We start from the raw sequence: 15521 nt of genomic DNA on the forward strand, positions 1-15521 counted from the left end.
GGCGGCGCAGACGGTGCGGGCGGCGGCGCGGGGCCGGGCGGCCCGGAGACGCCGGACGACCGACCGCCGCGCGACGGCGACTGAGCGAGCCGCTCACACCGCCGGCTGGGCGCCCGCCGCCAGCGTGCCGCACACCGGCGCCGCGCTGCCGGTGGTGTAGGGGTCGGTGACCGCGGGGCCGCCCGCCTTGGCGCTCTCCCCGGCGAGCAGCGGGCGCAGGTGGTTCGCCGAGTCCTCGGCGCAGGACAGCGGCCCCGCCTGCACGGAGGAGGCCACGAGCTGCGTCTGGTGCAGGCGCAGGTCGTCCCGGTCGAAGCGGAAGTGCAGCTCGCGCCGGACGGTGAACAGCGACACCTCGGCCCGCGCGTCCCCGGCGGGCCGCAGCGCGTAGACGAAGGTGTGGTCGGCGGTGACCTCCAGGGTGGAGGCGTCGCTCTCCACCACCGTGAGGCTGCCCCGCGCCCTGATCTCGTCGCCCGCCAGCTCGGCCCGGGAGGGGTCGAAGCGCACCAGCCACCCGGTGGGCGCGTGCCGCCCGTCGGCCGCGGGGTGGGCGAAACTCTCGTCGAACTGGCCGAGCTGGTCCGGGTCGAGCAGCACCCGCACCGAGCGGACGTCGCCGCCGCCGAGCACCTGCGGGTCGAGGGCCGAGCGGACGATGTAGTTCTTGGCGGTGGTCAGCGCGTTCATCACCTGGTCGTCCGAGAAGTGCGCAGTGCGCCGGGCACCCGGCAGCGGCACGCCCTCGGCGCCGGCCGCGAAGGACGCGGCGGGGCTGTGCGCGTACAGGTACGCGGGGTCGCCCGCGCCGGGGACCTTGCCCCGGGGGGCGAGCGGGACGACGGTCATCCGCACCTGCTCGGCGGCCTGCCGTGCGGCGGGGCTCTGGTACGGGTGCCGTACACCCATGTAGACCGCGGTGCCGAAGGCGACGGTGATCAGCACGAAGAGGATCAGCACCTGCCGGGACAGGCCCCGGCGCAGCGGCGGGCGGCGGCGTACGGCGGGGGCGTGGTCGGTGATGCGTTCCTGCGCGGAGAACTCCTGGAGGCGGGCAGCGCGGACGAACGACTCGTCGAAGACGACGGATCGGTACTCGTCCTCTCCGCCTCCGGGAACGCCCTCGGGCGTCCCTCCGGGCGGGTCGCCAAGCCCTGCCATACCTTCAGGGTAGGTCTGGGACGAGTCGCGTAAACGCGGTGGCGCAGGTCAAGTTGGGACAGGTTCGCGCCGCGGGACCGGCAGGTCAGGGGCTGCTCGGGAGCACCGGGACCGGTGGCCCGGAGTAGTCGGCGGAGGCCGAGGGGGTCACCCTGCCGCCCTGCTCCGGCCTCGTCGAGGCGGGCGGCGGCACCTGCTCGGGGCTGCTGCCCGAGGATGCGCCCCGGTAGACCGCCGCGAAGGCCAGCGCGACCATGCCGACGCCCATCACCAGGGCGAGCATCCAGGCGACGGGCCGGTGCCAGCGGACCTGCTTGCCGTAGGCCGGCGGTGCGCCGTACGGGCGGTCGAGGGGGTCGCGGTCGTCGTCCGGGTCGTCCAGGTCGGGATCATGGCCGAAATCGCCGTACCCGTCGTCGTAGCGCTCGGCTCGGGAGCGGCCGCGGCGGGCCGCCTCGGCCTCGGTGGCCTCGGCTCTGGCCTCGGCGGCTGCCAGGAGGCGCTCGACGGCGGTCGGCTCGTGCACCGCGGCCGCCTGCACGAAGGCCTCGTCGAAGACCACGGAGGCGAACTCTTCGTCCGACACCCCGTGGTCGTGTTCGTCGTCGGGCTCCCAGCCGTCAGGGAACGGCCGACCCCCCACGTCCTCCGGCACGGATCCAGAGTAGACCTGGGGGGTCGATTTGGGCAGACGGCGGGGAAATTCATCCGGTGGGTGAGATGCCCCGTTCGGATCAGTGGCGCCCGTTGGGGCGCGTGCCGCCCACATATGCCCCGGGCGTGCGCCTCAGCGCCGTACGTGTCCGTCACCGGTGACGATGTACTTGGTGCTGGTCAGCTCCGGCAGGCCCATCGGGCCCCGGGCGTGCAGCTTCTGGGTGGAGATCCCGATCTCGGCGCCGAAGCCGAACTGGCCGCCGTCGGTGAACCGGGTGGAGGTGTTCACGGCGACGGTGGTGGAGTCGACCAGCTGGGTGAAGCGGCGGGCGGCCTGCTGCGAGGTCGTCACGATGGCCTCGGTGTGGCCGGAGGTCCACAGGCGGATGTGCTCGACGGCCTTGTCGAGGGAGTCCACGACCGCCGCGGCGATGTCGTGGGACAGGTACTCGGTCTCCCAGTCCTCCGGCGTGGCCTCCACGACGGTCGCCTTGGTGTCCTCGGCGTGCGCCATGACCCGCTCGTCGGCGTGCACGGTGACGCCGGCCTCGGCGAGGGCGTCCAGGGCGCGGGGCAGGAACGCGGCGGCGATGTCCTGGTGGACGAGGAGGGTCTCGGCGGCGTTGCAGACGCTGACGCGCTGGGCCTTGGAGTTGATCAGGATGTCGACGGCCATGTCGAGGTCGGCCTGCGCGTCGACGTAGACGTGGCAGTTGCCGGTGCCGGTCTCGATGACGGGGACGGTGGACTCCTGGACGACCGTGTTGATCAGGGAGGCGCCGCCGCGCGGGATGAGCACGTCGACCAGGCCGCGGGCCCGCATCAGCTCGCGCACGCTGTCGCGGCTCTCGCCGGGCACGAGCTGCACGGCGTCGGCGGGCAGGCCGGCCCCGCCGACGGCGTCGCGGACGACCCGGACGAGGGCGGTGTTCGACTGGTAGGCGGAGGAGGAGCCGCGCAGCAGGACGGCGTTGCCGGACTTGAGGCACAGGGCGGCGGCGTCGACGGTGACGTTGGGCCGGCCCTCGTAGATGATGCCGACCACGCCGAGCGGCACGCGGACCTGGCGCAGGTCGATGCCGTTGGGGAGGGTGGAGCCGCGGACGACCTCGCCGACCGGGTCGGGCAGCGCGACGACGTCGCGGACGTCGGAGGCGATGGCGCGGACCCGCTCCGGGGTCAGGGTGAGCCGGTCGATGATGGCCTCGCTGGTCCCGGCGGCGCGGGCCTTGGCCACGTCCTGGGCGTTGGCCTCCACGATCTCGCTCGTACGGACCTCCAGCGCGTCCGCGACCGCGAGCAGCGCGTCGTCCTTCGCGGCCCGCGGCAGCGGCGCGAGGTCGGCCGCGGCGGCCTTGGCCCGGTAGGCGGCCCGGGTGACCGGGGACATCGAGTCGTACGGCGAGAGCGTGGTCATGGGGGAAGCGTAGTAGGCCGGACGGGGGCGTTCACCGGCCGTCCCACACCGCGAGATGGGTCAAAACGGGTGAACGCCGACGGGGGTCGCCGGGGCGGGTCCGTACCCCGCGGCGATGCGCTGGTGGTAGGTCGACCGGTCGATGACCTCCAGGCCGACGATCTCCCAGGGCGGCAGTCCCGCGGTCTGCCGGTGCTCGCCCCACAGGCGCAGGGCGACGGCCGCGGCGTCGTGCAGGTCGCGGGCCTCCTCCCAGTACCGGATCTCGGCGTGATCCTCGGCGTAGCGGCTGGTCAGCAGGAAGGGGTGGTCGTGGGCGAGCTGCTCCAGGGCGCGGCGCACCTCGGGGAGCGGGGCGCGGGCGCCGGAGACGCTGAGGGTGACGTGCCACAGGCGGGGGGTGTGCGCCGGTTCCTCGGCCCGGAAGCGGTCGCCGGCCGCGACGCTCGTCAGGGCGCGCTCCTCGCCGGCCGCCCGGGCGCCGCCGCGGGCCCCGGTGGCGCCGCGCGGTCCGGTACCGCCCCGGGAGCCGGTACCACCGCGGGACGCCGGCGTCCCAGGGCGCACTCCGCTCACGACGGCCTCCTTCACGCACACGGCTGGGCCCGGTGGTCGGCCGGGCTTGTCCCTGAGGAAAGTTGAGCAGGCCGCACGAGATCCTGTGGCGCTTTTGCGGAACGTCCACCGCCGATTCGGGGACGTTTCGACCCATTACGGGTGCAGGATCACCAGATCGTCCCTGTGTACGACCTCGCGTTCGTACGCCGGTCCGAGCTCGCGCGCCAGTTCCCGGGTGGAGCGGCCGATGAGCCGGGGGATCTCCTTGGCGTCGAAGCCGACGAGGCCCCGGGCCACCGCGTGCCCCTCGCCGTCGCGCAGCTCGACGGGGTCGCCCGCGGCGAACTCGCCCTCGACGCCGGCGATGCCGGCCGGCAGCAGCGACTTGCGGCCCTGCACGACCGCGCGGACCGCTCCGTCGTCGAGCACGAGGGCGCCGCGCGGGGCGGAGGCGTGCTGGAGCCAGAGCAGGCGGTCGGTGGAGCGCTTGCCGGTGGCGTGGAAGTAGGTGCCGGTGTCGCCGCCGGCCAGGGCGTCGGCGGCGTGGACGGCGCTGGTCAGCACCACGGGGACGCCGGCGGCGGCGGCGATGCGGGCCGCCTCGACCTTGGTGACCATGCCGCCGGTGCCGACCCCGGCCTTGCCGGTGCTGCCGATCTCGACGTGCGCGAGGTCGGCCGGGCCCCGTACCTCCGCTATCCGCGAGGTGCCGGGCCTGCTCGGGTCGCCGTCGTAGACGCCGTCGACGTCGGAGAGCAGCACGAGCAGGTCGGCGCGGACGAGGTGGGCGACGAGGGCGGCGAGCCGGTCGTTGTCGCCGAAGCGGATCTCGTCGGTGGCGACGGTGTCGTTCTCGTTGACGATCGGGAACGCGCCCATCGCGAGGAGCTTGTCGAGGGTGCGGGAGGCGTTGCGGTGCTGGGAGCGGCGGCTCATGTCGTCGGTCGTCAGCAGGACCTGGCCGACGCGGACGCCGTAGCGGGCGAAGGAGGCGGTGTAGCGGGCGACCAGCAGGCCCTGGCCGACGCTGGCGGCGGCCTGCTGCCGGGCCAGGTCCCTCGGGCGGCGGCGCAGGCCCAGCGGGGCGAGGCCGGCGGCGATGGCACCGGAGGAGACGAGGACGACCTCCTTGTCGGCGCCGCGCACCTTGGCGAGGACGTCGACGAGCGCGTCGACGCGGTCGGCGTCCAGTCCGCCGGCCGCGGTGGTCAGCGACGAGGAACCGACCTTGACGACGATCCTGCGGGCCTCGCCCACGGCTTGCCTTGCCCCTGCCACTGTGCCGTCTGCCCTCTCGCCTCTACGGCGCCACTCCGGACGCCCGCAGGCAATCTACGCGAAGCGGATCGCCCCCGGCGCCCCGGTCCAGGCTGCGGACAGGGCCCGCCCCTCCACCGGTACGGCCTCGCGCACCGCGCCGCGGGTGGGCTCAGCGGTTGCGGTGGCGCCAGCCCTGCCAGGCCGAGTCGATCATGTCGTCCAGGCCGTGGCGGGCGGTCCAGCCCAGTTCCTCGCGGGCGCGGTCGGCGGAGGCCACCACGCGGGCCGGGTCGCCGGGCCTGCGCTCCGTCACCTGCGGGGCGACGTCCTCCTTGCCGGCCACCTTGAGGATGCGGTCCACCATCTCCCGGACCGAGCTGCCCTCGCCGCGCCCGATGTTGAGGGTGAGCGCCGTGCCCTCGGGGGCGTCCGTCAGGCGCCGGGCCGCCGCGAGGTGCGCGGAGGCGATGTCCTGGACGTGGATGTAGTCCCGGACGCAGGTGCCGTCGGGCGTGGCGTAGTCGTCACCGAAGACGCGCGGGGCCTCGCCGGCCTCCAGGCGCTCGAAGACCATGGGGATGAGGTTGAAGACGCCGGTGTCGGCCAGCTCGGGAGCGGCCGCGCCGGCCACGTTGAAGTAGCGCAGGGAGGCGGCGCGGATGCCGTGGGCCCGGGCGGCGGCGTTGATCAGCCACTCGCCGACCAGCTTGGTCTCGCCGTAGGGGCTCATCGGCAGGCAGGGGGTGTCCTCCGTGACGAGGTCCACGTCCGGCATGCCGTAGACCGCGGCGGACGAGGAGAAGACGAGGCGGTCGGCGCCGCATGCCGTCATGGCCTCCAGCAGGGTCTCCGGGCCCGTGACGTTCTCCCGGTAGTAGCGGAGCGGCTGCTCCACCGACTCCCCCACCTGCTTCTTGGCCGCGATGTGCACCACGCCTGTCACAGCATGGTCACGAATCGCGGACTCCAGCAGGGGACCGTCCAGCACGCTGCCGACCACCAGCGGCACACCCGCGGGCACCCGGTCGGCGCATCCGGTGGAGAGGTCGTCGTACACGACCACGCTCTCCCCGCCGTCGACCAGGGCGCGCACCACATGCGCACCGATGTATCCGGCTCCGCCCGTGACCAGCCAGCTCATCCTCTTGCCTCCCTGATGTACGTCTCGAGATGCAGACTCGTCCGTGCGCAACGGAAAATCGAGTCGGGCACAAAGGACACAAGCCAGGAAAGGGTGCATACAAATCGAACGTGAGGAAGTCCAAACCTGATGCCGACCGGCCGGACCACCCCGCCGCCGCCCGCATTCCGTGCGGTGCGCGGCCCACGTCGGCCGACCACCGTGCCCACGGAAACTTCATGTGAATCCTTTACGCTGATGCGGCGGCGCGCTCGGGCCCACCGACGCTCGGAGTGCGCTCCGGCCCCAGCCCGCGCTCCCGTGGTCCAGTCTCGGAACAGGTTGTAAGGATGCCCAAGCTCTCTCTCGTCGTTCCCGTGTACAAGGTGCGGGGGTACCTCCCCGAGTGCCTGGACTCCGTGTTGGGCCAGGACTACACGGACTTCGAGATCGTCGCGGTCGACGACTGCTCGCCGGACGGATCGGGCGCCATTCTCGATGAATACGCACAGCGGGACGAGCGAATTCATGTGATTCATCTCACGGAGAATGTCGGCCTGGGACGTGCGCGCAACGCGGGACTGGAAAAGGCCCGTGGTGAATACGTGCTCTTCCTGGACAGCGACGACACGCTGTCCGACGGGGCGCTCAAAGCCATCGCGGACCGTCTTGAGGCCACCGGGAATCCCGAGATCCTCGTCTACGACTACGCCCGCACCTACTGGGACGGCAGCGTCCGCCGCAACGCGCGGGCGGACCTCCTCACGCACGACGGCCCCGACGCCTTCCCCCTCGCCGACCGGCCCCACCTGCTCGACCTGCTGCAGATCGTCTGGAACAAGGCGTACCGCCGCGACTTCGTCACCCGGGCCGGGCTCACCTTCCCGCCCGGGTACTACGAGGACGCCCCCTGGACGTTCTGCTCGATGATCAGCGCCGAGCGGATCGCCGTGCTGGACCGGGTCTGCGTCTTCTACCGGCAGCGCCGCGAGGGCGGCAACATCCTCAAGACGGTCAGCCGCAAGCACTTCGACGTCTTCGACCAGTACCGGCGCGTCTTCGCCTTCCTCGACGAGCACCCCGAACTCGACCGGTGGCGCGGCCCGTTGTTCCGCAAGATGACGGACCACTACCTCACCGTCCTGGAGCGCCCGGGCCGGCTGCCGCGCGACGCCCGCGCCGAGTTCTTCCACCAGGCCGCCGCCGACTACCGCGCCCGCCTGCCCGAGGGCTTCGAGCCGCCGGCCGGCCGCCGCCGGCACAAGTACACGCTGCTCCAGCGCGACACGTACCCGGTCATGGCGAGCGCGCTGACCGCGCTGCGGGTGCGGCAGAGCGTCCGCAGCCGCACGCGCCGCACGCTCGGCCGGTCCAAGCGCGGCGCGATGGACGTCTACTACCGGTCGCAGCTGCGGCTGCCGCTGGACGAGAACCTCGCGGTCTTCTCCGCCTACTGGAGCCGCAGCGTCTCCTGCAATCCCGCCGCCATCGACGCCGAACTGGGCCGTCTGGCCCCCCACATACGCCGGGTGTGGGCCGTGCGGCCGGAGGCGGTGAAGCAGGTGCCCGAGGGCGTGGAGTACGTCCGCGTGGGCTCACGGGCGTACTGGGCGGCCGTGGCGCGCGCCAAGTACCTCGTCAACAACGTGAACTTCGGCGACACGGTGGTGAAGCGGGAGGGCCAGATCCATGTGCAGACCCACCACGGCACCCCGCTCAAGACCATGGGCCTGGACCAGCAGAAGTACCCGGCGTCCACCAGGATGGACTTCGCCAAGCTCCTGCGGCGCTGCGACCGCTGGGACTTCAGCATCAGCTCCAACCGGTTCTCGACCAGCGTGTGGGAGCGGGTCTACCCCAGCTCGTACACCACGCTGGAGACCGGCTACCCGCGCAACGACGTCCTGCTGACCGCCGGTGCCGAGGAGGTGCGCGCGGCCCGCGAGGACCTGGGGCTGCGCCCGGGCACCACGGCGTTCCTCTACACGCCCACGCACCGCGAGTACCAGAGCGGGTTCGTGCCCCGGCTGGACCTGGAGCGGCTCGCCGAACGGCTGGGGCCGGACGTCACGCTGCTGGTGCGGGGCCACTACTTCTACGGCGGCACCTCCCGGCTCGCCGAGCTCCAGTCAGCCGGGCGGATCGTCGATGTGTCCGAGTACCCGTCGGTGGAGCGGCTGTACCTCGCCTCCGACGCCCTGATCACCGACTACTCGTCCGCCATGTTCGACTACGCCAACCTGGACCGTCCCATCGTCGTCTTCGCCGACGACTGGGACACCTACTCCGTGGTCCGCGGTACCTACTTCGACGTGCTGCGGCAGCCTCCGGGCGCCGTCGCCACGACGCAGGAGGAACTGACCGACCTGCTCTGCTCCGAGGGGTGGCGCGACGACCGCGCCACCGCGGCCCGGGCCCGTTTCCGGCAACGGTTCTGTGACTTCGACGACGGGCACGCAGCCGAACGCGTCGTCCGGCACGTCTTCCTCGGTGAGCCGCTCGCGGACCTGCCCCCGATCGTGCCGCTGGACGAGCGGGTTCCTGCTCCGCCACCCGGCCCGGACGTCGCCGCGTCCGACCCGATATCCGTTCTTTAACCAGAGGTAGCTGCTGCTGTGTCCCAGCGTCACGACAGAACGCCCGACATCAGCGTCGTCGTCATCGTCTACAACGACGCGGATCGTCTTCCGACAGCGGTGCAGTCGGTCCTCGACCAGACCCTTCAGAACGTCGAGGTCATCGTCGCCGACGACCACTCCACCGACGGCTCCTTCGAGGTCGCGCAGTCGCTGGCGGCCGCCTCCGACCGGGTGCGGGCCATCCAGCTGGCCGAGAACAGCGGCGGCTGCGGCGAGCCCCGCAACCAGGGCATCGCCATCGCCCGCGGCCGCTACGTGATGTTCCTCGACAGTGACGACACCCTTGAGGTCAACGCCTGCCGCAACATGCTGGACGCCGCCGAGCGCACCGGCGCCGACCTCGTGTCCGGCCTGTGCCTGCGCGTCCACACCGACAGCCGCACCGGCAAGACGGCCAAGTGGTACCAGTGGCTCTACCGGCAGACCCGCACCTTCGAATCGATCGCGGAGATACCGGACCTCCTGGTCTTCGACACCCTGTCGACGAACAAGTGCTACCGGCGCGAGTTCCTCGTCGAGAAGGGCCTGACGTTCCCCCGCGGCATCCACTACGAGGACCTGCTCTTCTCCGCCCAGGCGTACCTGGCGGCGTCGCGGATCACCCTGATCCCGAACACGGTCTACCACTGGAACGTGGTCGAGAAGACCGAAGAGAAGTCGATCAGCAACCGCCGGCACGAGATCAACAACTTCGCCGACCGGCTGGAGATCCACCGCAGGATCGACCGCATCCTCGCCGAGCAGGGCCACGACGAGCTCAAGCTGCACAAGGACACCAAGTTCCTCAAGCACGACCTCGTCCTCTACCTCCGGGACCTGCCCTTCCTGGACGACGACTACCGGCACCGCTTCGCGGAGATGGCCAACGGCTACATCCAGGACTTCCCCGAGGCGGCCTACGCGGAGCTGACCCCGATCCACCGGCTCTGCGCCTACCTGCTGTTGCAGGAGGACTGGGAACACCTCATGCCGGCCATCGACACGCTCATCAACAAGAGCAAGGTCTCCAGCCCGCTGCTGGAGAGCGACGGCCGCGTCTACTGGTGTGCCGAGCACCTCGACGACCCGATGGGCCGCGCCGTGCTCGACGTCACCGACCTCGGCTACCACGACAAGCCGGTGCAGCGTCTCAACCTGCGCAACGCGGTGACCCGCTACGCCGAGCAGCCCGCCGGCGTGACCCTCGCGGGCGCCCTGGTCAACCCGCTCGGCGTGATCCCTCCCGGCGCCCGCCTGGAGGGCGAGCTGGAGTTCCGCGCCCGCCGCAAGAGCCTCCAGTCGTTCCGCTTCCCGGTGGGGACGCTGCGCCACGACGGTGACTCCGTCACCTGGCAGGCCACGGTGCCGCTGGCGAACAAGCTGCGCCCCGTCGGCCTCGTCGACGACGTGTGGGACGTGCGCATGCACCTCACGGTCGACGGCGAGCTCACCACGAGCCGCCTCACCGTCGGCCGCACCGACCTGGAGGGCGCCGGGGAGATCCGCGTCCGGCCGCGGCTGGGCCGCATGATGGCCGACCGCATCCGGCCGCACGCCTCGGCCAACGGACACCTCGCCTTCCGGCTGGCCCAGCACGGACGGCTCGCGCAGCGCACGTCGACCCTCGTGCAGCGCAACATGCAGAGCCCGCCCGCCCAGGTGGCGAAGAAGATGGTGCGCAAGGTCGCCTCGGTCCGCAAGGACCTCAACTCCGGTCCCCGCAAGATCGAGACCTTCGAGCGCATGATCCGGCTGCTGCCCGTGCGCAAGGGCACCGTCGTCTTCGAGAGCCACCTCGGCAAGCAGTACAGCGACAGCCCCCGCGCCATCTACGAGGAGCTGCGCCGCCGCGGTGTGCCGATCAAGCCCATCTGGTCGTACGCGGGCAGCCGCCCCACCGGTTTCCCCAAGGACGCCGAGCTGGTGCGCCGCTGGTCGTGGCCCTACCTCAGGGCGCTGGCGCAAGCCGAGTTCTGGATCGACAACCAGGGCTTCCCGCTGAAGCTCAGCAAGCGGCCCGAGACGACGTACATCCAGACCTGGCACGGCTCCGCGCTCAAGCGCATGGGCTTCGACGAGCCGCAGTACCGGATCATGCCCGAGCACGAGCAGCAGGCCTACCAGCGGGCGATCGACCGCTTCGACCACTTCGTGGTGCGCGGCCGGCACGACGAGAAGACGCTCGCCCGGGCCTACCGGATCCCCGAGGAGAAGCTGCTGCGCACGGGCTACCCGCGCAACGACGCCCTGGTGCGGGCCCGTGAGTCGGCGGCCGTCGACCCGGCCGCGGAGGAGCTCGCCGAGCGCCTCGGCATCCGCCGGGACCTGCCGGTCGTGCTGTACGCCCCGACGTTCCGGGCGCAGAACGGCAAGGTCCGCAAGTTCGAGTTCCCGTTCGACGTCGAGGAGTTCGCGGACCGCTTCGGTGACCGGTTCACCCTGCTGATCCGCACCCACTACCTCAACAACGTCACGCTGCCGCCGTCGGTCGCCGGCCGGGTGATCAACGTCAGCGAGGAACCGGACATCACCCCGGTCATGCTCCTGTCGGACGTGCTGATCACCGACTACTCCTCCGTGATGTTCGACTACGCCCTGCTCCAGCGGCCGATGGTGTTCTTCACCTACGACTGGGACGACTACGTGGAGAACAGCCGCGGCACCTACTTCGACCTGTCCGAGCAGGCCCCCGGGCCGCTGGCGGGCACGGCGGAGGAACTCTTCGAGGTGCTGTCGGACCTGGACGCCCTGGCGTCCGGCTGCGAGGGACGGATCAAGGAATTCATGACGCAGTACGGTGAGTACGACCGGGGCGACGCCGCCGCCCGGATCGTCGACCGCTTCTTCGGTCCCGAGGGAGAAGCCCGATGACAGAGCGCGACATCATCTTCGTGGCCAACGAGGTCAACGAACTCGGCGGCGTGGCCCGCTGGCAGGCGCTGATGGCCCAGCTCCTCGCCGAGCGCGGGCACCGCGTGACCATCGTGGGCATCGCCCCGCCCGAGGTGCCGATGGACCTCGGGGAGAACCCGCCCTTCGCCACCGTGACGCTCTACGACGAGCGCCCGCCCGGCCGCTGGCAGGCCCGCAACCTCCGGGACCGGGCCAACCTCGCGGCCCGGCGCCGGGAGGCCGCCCGCGAGACGGGCATGCGGGAGGCGACCGAGCGGCTGTCGCGCGTCTTCCGGGCCGCCCGCCCGGGCGCCATGATCGTCGTGACCCAGGTGTGGGCCATGGAGTGGGTGGCCGTCGCCGACACGGCCGGTCACCCGGTCATCGGCATGAGCCACGAGTCCTTCGAGTACTCCAAGGGCTCGTCCCGCTTCCAGCGCGTCCAGAAGTTCTACAAGGACGTCGACCGGCTGCTCCTGCTGACCCAGGAGGACGCCGACCTGTGGGTGGGCCGCGGCCTCAACAACGTGGGCTTCATGCCGAACCCGCTGCCGATGATGCCCGAGGTCCCCTCCCGGCGCACCGAGAAGGTCGTCGCGAGCATCGGCCGCCTCGGTCACCAGAAGGGCATCGACATGCTGCTCGACACCTGGGCCGAGGCGGCGCCCAAGCACCCCGGGTGGCGGCTGCGCATCTACGGTTCGGGCCCCGACGAGCAGGCCCTGAAGCGGCAGTGCACGGAGCTCGGCCTGGACGGGTCGGTGGAGTGGGCCGGCCAGACCGACGACGTCGTGGCCGCGCTGCACGGGGCCTCGGTGTTCGTGCAGTCCTCCCGCGGCGAGGGCTTCCCGCTGGCCCTGCTGGAGGCCATGGCCTGCGGCGTGCCCTGCGCCGCCTTCGACTGCGCGCCCGGCGTCCGCCAGATCGTGCAGGACGAGGAGGACGGACTCCTCGCCCGGCCCGGCAACACCACGGAGCTGGCACGGCAGCTGGGCCGCCTGATGGAGGACGCCGAGCTGCGGGACACGATGGGCGAGAAGGCGCGGGCCAACGTGCAGCGCTACTCGCCGTCGGCCATCACCGACCAGTGGGAGGAGCTGTTCGCGTTCCTGGAGCGCTGAGCGGCCCCCCGCAGGACCCGTGACACCACAGGAGGCGAGAACCGGACCGGTTCTCGCCTCCTGTGTCGTACACGCCGTGTACCGCGGGGTCGGTCAGAACGGCTCGAAGCCGTCGAACTCCCGCTGCGCCTCGTCCCGTTCGGCGTCCCGGTCCCGGCGGCGCTGGGCGGCCGGGCGGGGCTCCTCGAAGCGGTGGTCCTCGCCGCGCCGGCCGAGCATCTCGGCACCCGCCGACATCGACGGCTCCCAGTCGAAGACGACCGCGTTGTCCTCGGGACCGATGGCGACGCCGTCGCCGCCGCGGGCGCCCGCCTTGACCAACTTCTCCTCGACACCGAGGCGGTTGAGCCGGTCGGCGAGGTAGCCGACGGCCTCGTCGTTGTTGAAGTCGGTCTGACGCACCCAGCGTTCGGGCTTCTCGCCGCGCACCCGGAACAGGCCGTCCTCCTCGCGCGTGACGGTGAAGCCCGCGTCGTCCACGGCCTTGGGCCGGATGACGATCCGCGTGGCCTCCTCCTTCGGCCGGGCGGCACGCGACCTCGCCACCAGCTCGGCCAGCGCGAAGGACAGCTCCCGCAGCCCGATGTGGGCCACGGCCGACACCTCGAACACCTGGTAGCCGCGCGCCTCCAGGTCCGGCCGGACCATCTCGGCGAGGTCCTTGCCGTCGGGCACGTCGATCTTGTTGAGGACGACGATGCGGGGCCGGTTGTCCAGGCCGCCGTACTCGCGCAGCTCCGCCTCGATGATGTCCAGGTCGGAGACCGGGTCGCGGTCGGACTCCAGCGTCGCCGTGTCCAGGACGTGCACCAGCACGCTGCACCGCTCCACGTGCCGCAGGAACTCCAGGCCGAGGCCCTTGCCCTGGCTGGCGCCGGGGATGAGACCGGGGACGTCCGCGATGGTGTAGACGGTCTCGCCGGCCGTCACCACGCCGAGGTTCGGCACGAGCGTCGTGAAGGGGTAGTCGGCGATCTTCGGCTTGGCGGCGCTGAGCACGGAGATCAGCGAGGACTTGCCGGCGCTCGGATAGCCGACCAGCGCCACGTCGGCGACGGTCTTCAGCTCCAGGTGGATGTCCTGGAGGTCGCCGGGCTCGCCGAGCAGCGCGAAGCCGGGGGCCTTGCGGCGGGCGGAGGCCAGCGCCGCGTTGCCGAGGCCGCCGCGGCCGCCCTGTGCGGCGACGTAGGACGTGCCGTGGCCGACCAGGTCGGCGAGGACGTTGCCCCGGGCGTCGAGGACGACGGTGCCGTCGGGCACGGGCAGGACGAGGTCCTGGCCGTCCTTGCCGGAGCGGTTGCCGCCCTCACCGGGCTTGCCGTTGGTGGCCTTGCGGTGCGGGGAGTGGTGGTAGTCGAGGAGCGTGGTCACCGACTGGTCGACGGTGAGGATCACGTCGCCGCCACGGCCGCCGTTGCCGCCGTCCGGGCCGCCGAGCGGCTTGAACTTCTCACGGTGGACGGAGGCACAGCCGTGGCCTCCGTTACCCGCGGCGACATGCAGCTCGACGCGGTCCACGAAGGTGGTCATGGGATGTGCCTCCAGTTACTACGGGGTTGTCTCTTGGGTAACACGCGAAAGGCGGACCCGCTTCCCTGGAGGGAAGTGAGGTCCGCCTCGCGAAAGTTTCCGATCAGGCGACCGGAACGATGTTCACGACCTTGCGGCCACGGTGGGTGCCGAACTGCACCGCACCGGCCTGAAGCGCGAACAGCGTGTCGTCGCCGCCACGGCCGACGCCCGCACCCGGGTGGAAGTGGGTGCCGCGCTGGCGGACCAGGATCTCGCCCGCGTTGACGGCCTGACCACCGAAGCGCTTCACGCCGAGGCGCTGAGCGTTGGAGTCACGACCGTTACGGGTGGACGATGCGCCCTTCTTGTGTGCCATCTCTCCTCAGTCCCTTACTTCGCAGCCGCGGGGATCTCAGTGACCTTGATCGCCGTGTACTGCTGGCGGTGGCCCTGACGACGGCGGTAGCCGGTCTTGTTCTTGTAGCGCAGAATGTCGATCTTCTGGCCCTTGTGGTGGTCCACGATCTCGGCCTGGACCTTGATGCCGGCCAGCACCCACGGGTCGCTGGTCACAGCGTCGCCGTCGACCACGAGCAGGGTCGAGAGCTCGACCGTGTCGCCGACCTTGGCGGTGGAAATCTTGTCAACCTCAACGATGTCGCCGACAGCAACCTTGTGCTGGCGACCACCGCTGCGCACGATGGCGTACACGCGGATCTCACTCTCTCGCTCGGGAACGGCACCCCCGCAGTCCAGCCGCCCGGTGCAACACGGACGGCCTCTCCCGGCGTGCCGTGCCCGCGAGGGCCCGCATGCGGAAGGAAAGAGGTTTACGGGGATGTGACGCGTCAGTCGACACGCCGACGGTCAAGATTACGGGGACACGCGACAGGGGTCAAACCGGGCCCGGAACGGGCGAGTGGCCCCGCCCGGAGGGGCGGGGCCACACGTCGTGCGACAGGGACGACCAGGGTCAGCCCTCGTCGGTGGCGGCCGTGACCGAGGACGGCGCCGACTGCTCGGCCGCCGCGGTCTTCTTCGACGCCGTCTTCTTGGCCGTGGCCTTCTTGGCGGTCGTCGTCTTCGTCGCCGCCTTCTTGGCCGCGGCCTTCTTCGCGGTCGTCGTCTTCTTGGCCGTCGCGGTCTTCTTGGTGGCGGCCTTCTTCGCCGTCGCCTTCTTGGCCGTCTTGCGGGCCGCCGCCTTC

13 protein-coding genes are annotated in these 15521 nt (G+C 71.5%); 3 read left to right on the top strand and 10 right to left on the bottom strand.

Annotation, left to right across the window (positions count from 1 at the left end):
* Positions 1 to 93: 93 nt before the first annotated feature.
* The 6 genes from GTW67_RS06545 to galE all read right to left on the bottom strand — a co-directional run bounded on the left by GTW67_RS06545 (position 94) and on the right by galE (position 6194).
* Positions 94 to 1161 (bottom strand): SCO2583 family membrane protein, encoded by a 1068-nt coding sequence (locus GTW67_RS06545; protein ID WP_161163848.1) that lies wholly within the window; start codon positions 1159 to 1161, stop codon positions 94 to 96.
* Between the two features lie 85 nt (positions 1162 to 1246).
* The gene (locus GTW67_RS06550) at positions 1247 to 1816 is read right to left on the bottom strand and encodes an SCO2584 family spore wall biosynthesis protein (protein WP_161163849.1); all 570 of its coding nucleotides are present in this window, start codon (positions 1814 to 1816) and stop codon (positions 1247 to 1249) included.
* A 132-nt stretch (positions 1817 to 1948) separates the two neighbouring features.
* On the bottom strand, positions 1949 to 3235 hold the full coding sequence (locus GTW67_RS06555) for a glutamate-5-semialdehyde dehydrogenase (protein ID WP_161163850.1): 1287 nt from the start codon (positions 3233 to 3235) through the stop codon (positions 1949 to 1951).
* A 60-nt stretch (positions 3236 to 3295) separates the two neighbouring features.
* The gene (locus GTW67_RS06560; RefSeq protein ID WP_524539751.1) at positions 3296 to 3802 is read right to left on the bottom strand and encodes a DUF8830 family protein; all 507 of its coding nucleotides are present in this window, start codon (positions 3800 to 3802) and stop codon (positions 3296 to 3298) included.
* A 144-nt stretch (positions 3803 to 3946) separates the two neighbouring features.
* Positions 3947 to 5050 carry a glutamate 5-kinase gene (proB, locus tag GTW67_RS06565; protein WP_161163852.1) on the bottom strand — a complete coding sequence of 368 codons (1104 nt, stop codon included), beginning with the start codon at positions 5048 to 5050 and terminating at the stop codon, positions 3947 to 3949.
* A 172-nt stretch (positions 5051 to 5222) separates the two neighbouring features.
* The gene (gene galE / locus GTW67_RS06570; protein WP_161163853.1) at positions 5223 to 6194 is read right to left on the bottom strand and encodes a UDP-glucose 4-epimerase GalE; all 972 of its coding nucleotides are present in this window, start codon (positions 6192 to 6194) and stop codon (positions 5223 to 5225) included.
* A gap of 329 nt (positions 6195 to 6523) precedes the next feature.
* Here galE and GTW67_RS06575 point away from each other — a divergent pair, with 329 nt between their 5' ends.
* Genes GTW67_RS06575 through GTW67_RS06585 form a run of 3 tightly spaced genes read left to right on the top strand, consistent with a single transcriptional unit; the run spans position 6524 to position 12804 of the window.
* Positions 6524 to 8770, top strand: a complete 2247-nt coding sequence (locus GTW67_RS06575) for a bifunctional glycosyltransferase/CDP-glycerol:glycerophosphate glycerophosphotransferase (protein ID WP_161163854.1) — start codon at positions 6524 to 6526, stop codon at positions 8768 to 8770.
* A gap of 18 nt (positions 8771 to 8788) precedes the next feature.
* Positions 8789 to 11662, top strand: coding sequence for a CDP-glycerol glycerophosphotransferase family protein (locus GTW67_RS06580; RefSeq protein WP_161163855.1), 2874 nt, complete (start codon positions 8789 to 8791; stop codon positions 11660 to 11662).
* Positions 11659 to 12804, top strand: coding sequence for a glycosyltransferase family 4 protein (locus GTW67_RS06585; RefSeq protein ID WP_161163856.1), 1146 nt, complete (start codon positions 11659 to 11661; stop codon positions 12802 to 12804). Before GTW67_RS06580 ends, GTW67_RS06585 begins: the two co-directional genes overlap by 4 nt.
* 93 nt (positions 12805 to 12897) lie before the next feature.
* Here GTW67_RS06585 and obgE read toward each other — a convergent pair whose 3' ends face one another.
* From obgE to GTW67_RS06605, 4 genes are all read right to left on the bottom strand, one after another.
* A complete protein-coding gene (obgE, locus tag GTW67_RS06590; protein ID WP_161163857.1) occupies positions 12898 to 14334 on the bottom strand; it encodes a GTPase ObgE in 1437 nt (478 codons plus the stop codon).
* A gap of 103 nt (positions 14335 to 14437) precedes the next feature.
* Positions 14438 to 14692, bottom strand: a complete 255-nt coding sequence (gene rpmA / locus GTW67_RS06595; RefSeq protein WP_003976205.1) for a 50S ribosomal protein L27 — start codon at positions 14690 to 14692, stop codon at positions 14438 to 14440.
* A 14-nt stretch (positions 14693 to 14706) separates the two neighbouring features.
* Positions 14707 to 15027, bottom strand: coding sequence for a 50S ribosomal protein L21 (gene rplU / locus GTW67_RS06600; protein ID WP_161163858.1), 321 nt, complete (start codon positions 15025 to 15027; stop codon positions 14707 to 14709).
* A 262-nt stretch (positions 15028 to 15289) separates the two neighbouring features.
* The coding region (locus tag GTW67_RS06605; protein WP_161163859.1) for a hypothetical protein at positions 15290 to 15521 on the bottom strand (232 nt) is incomplete at its 5' end.

The organism is Streptomyces sp. SID5910 (assembly GCF_009862125.1).
Lineage (GTDB): Bacteria > Actinomycetota > Actinomycetes > Streptomycetales > Streptomycetaceae > Streptomyces.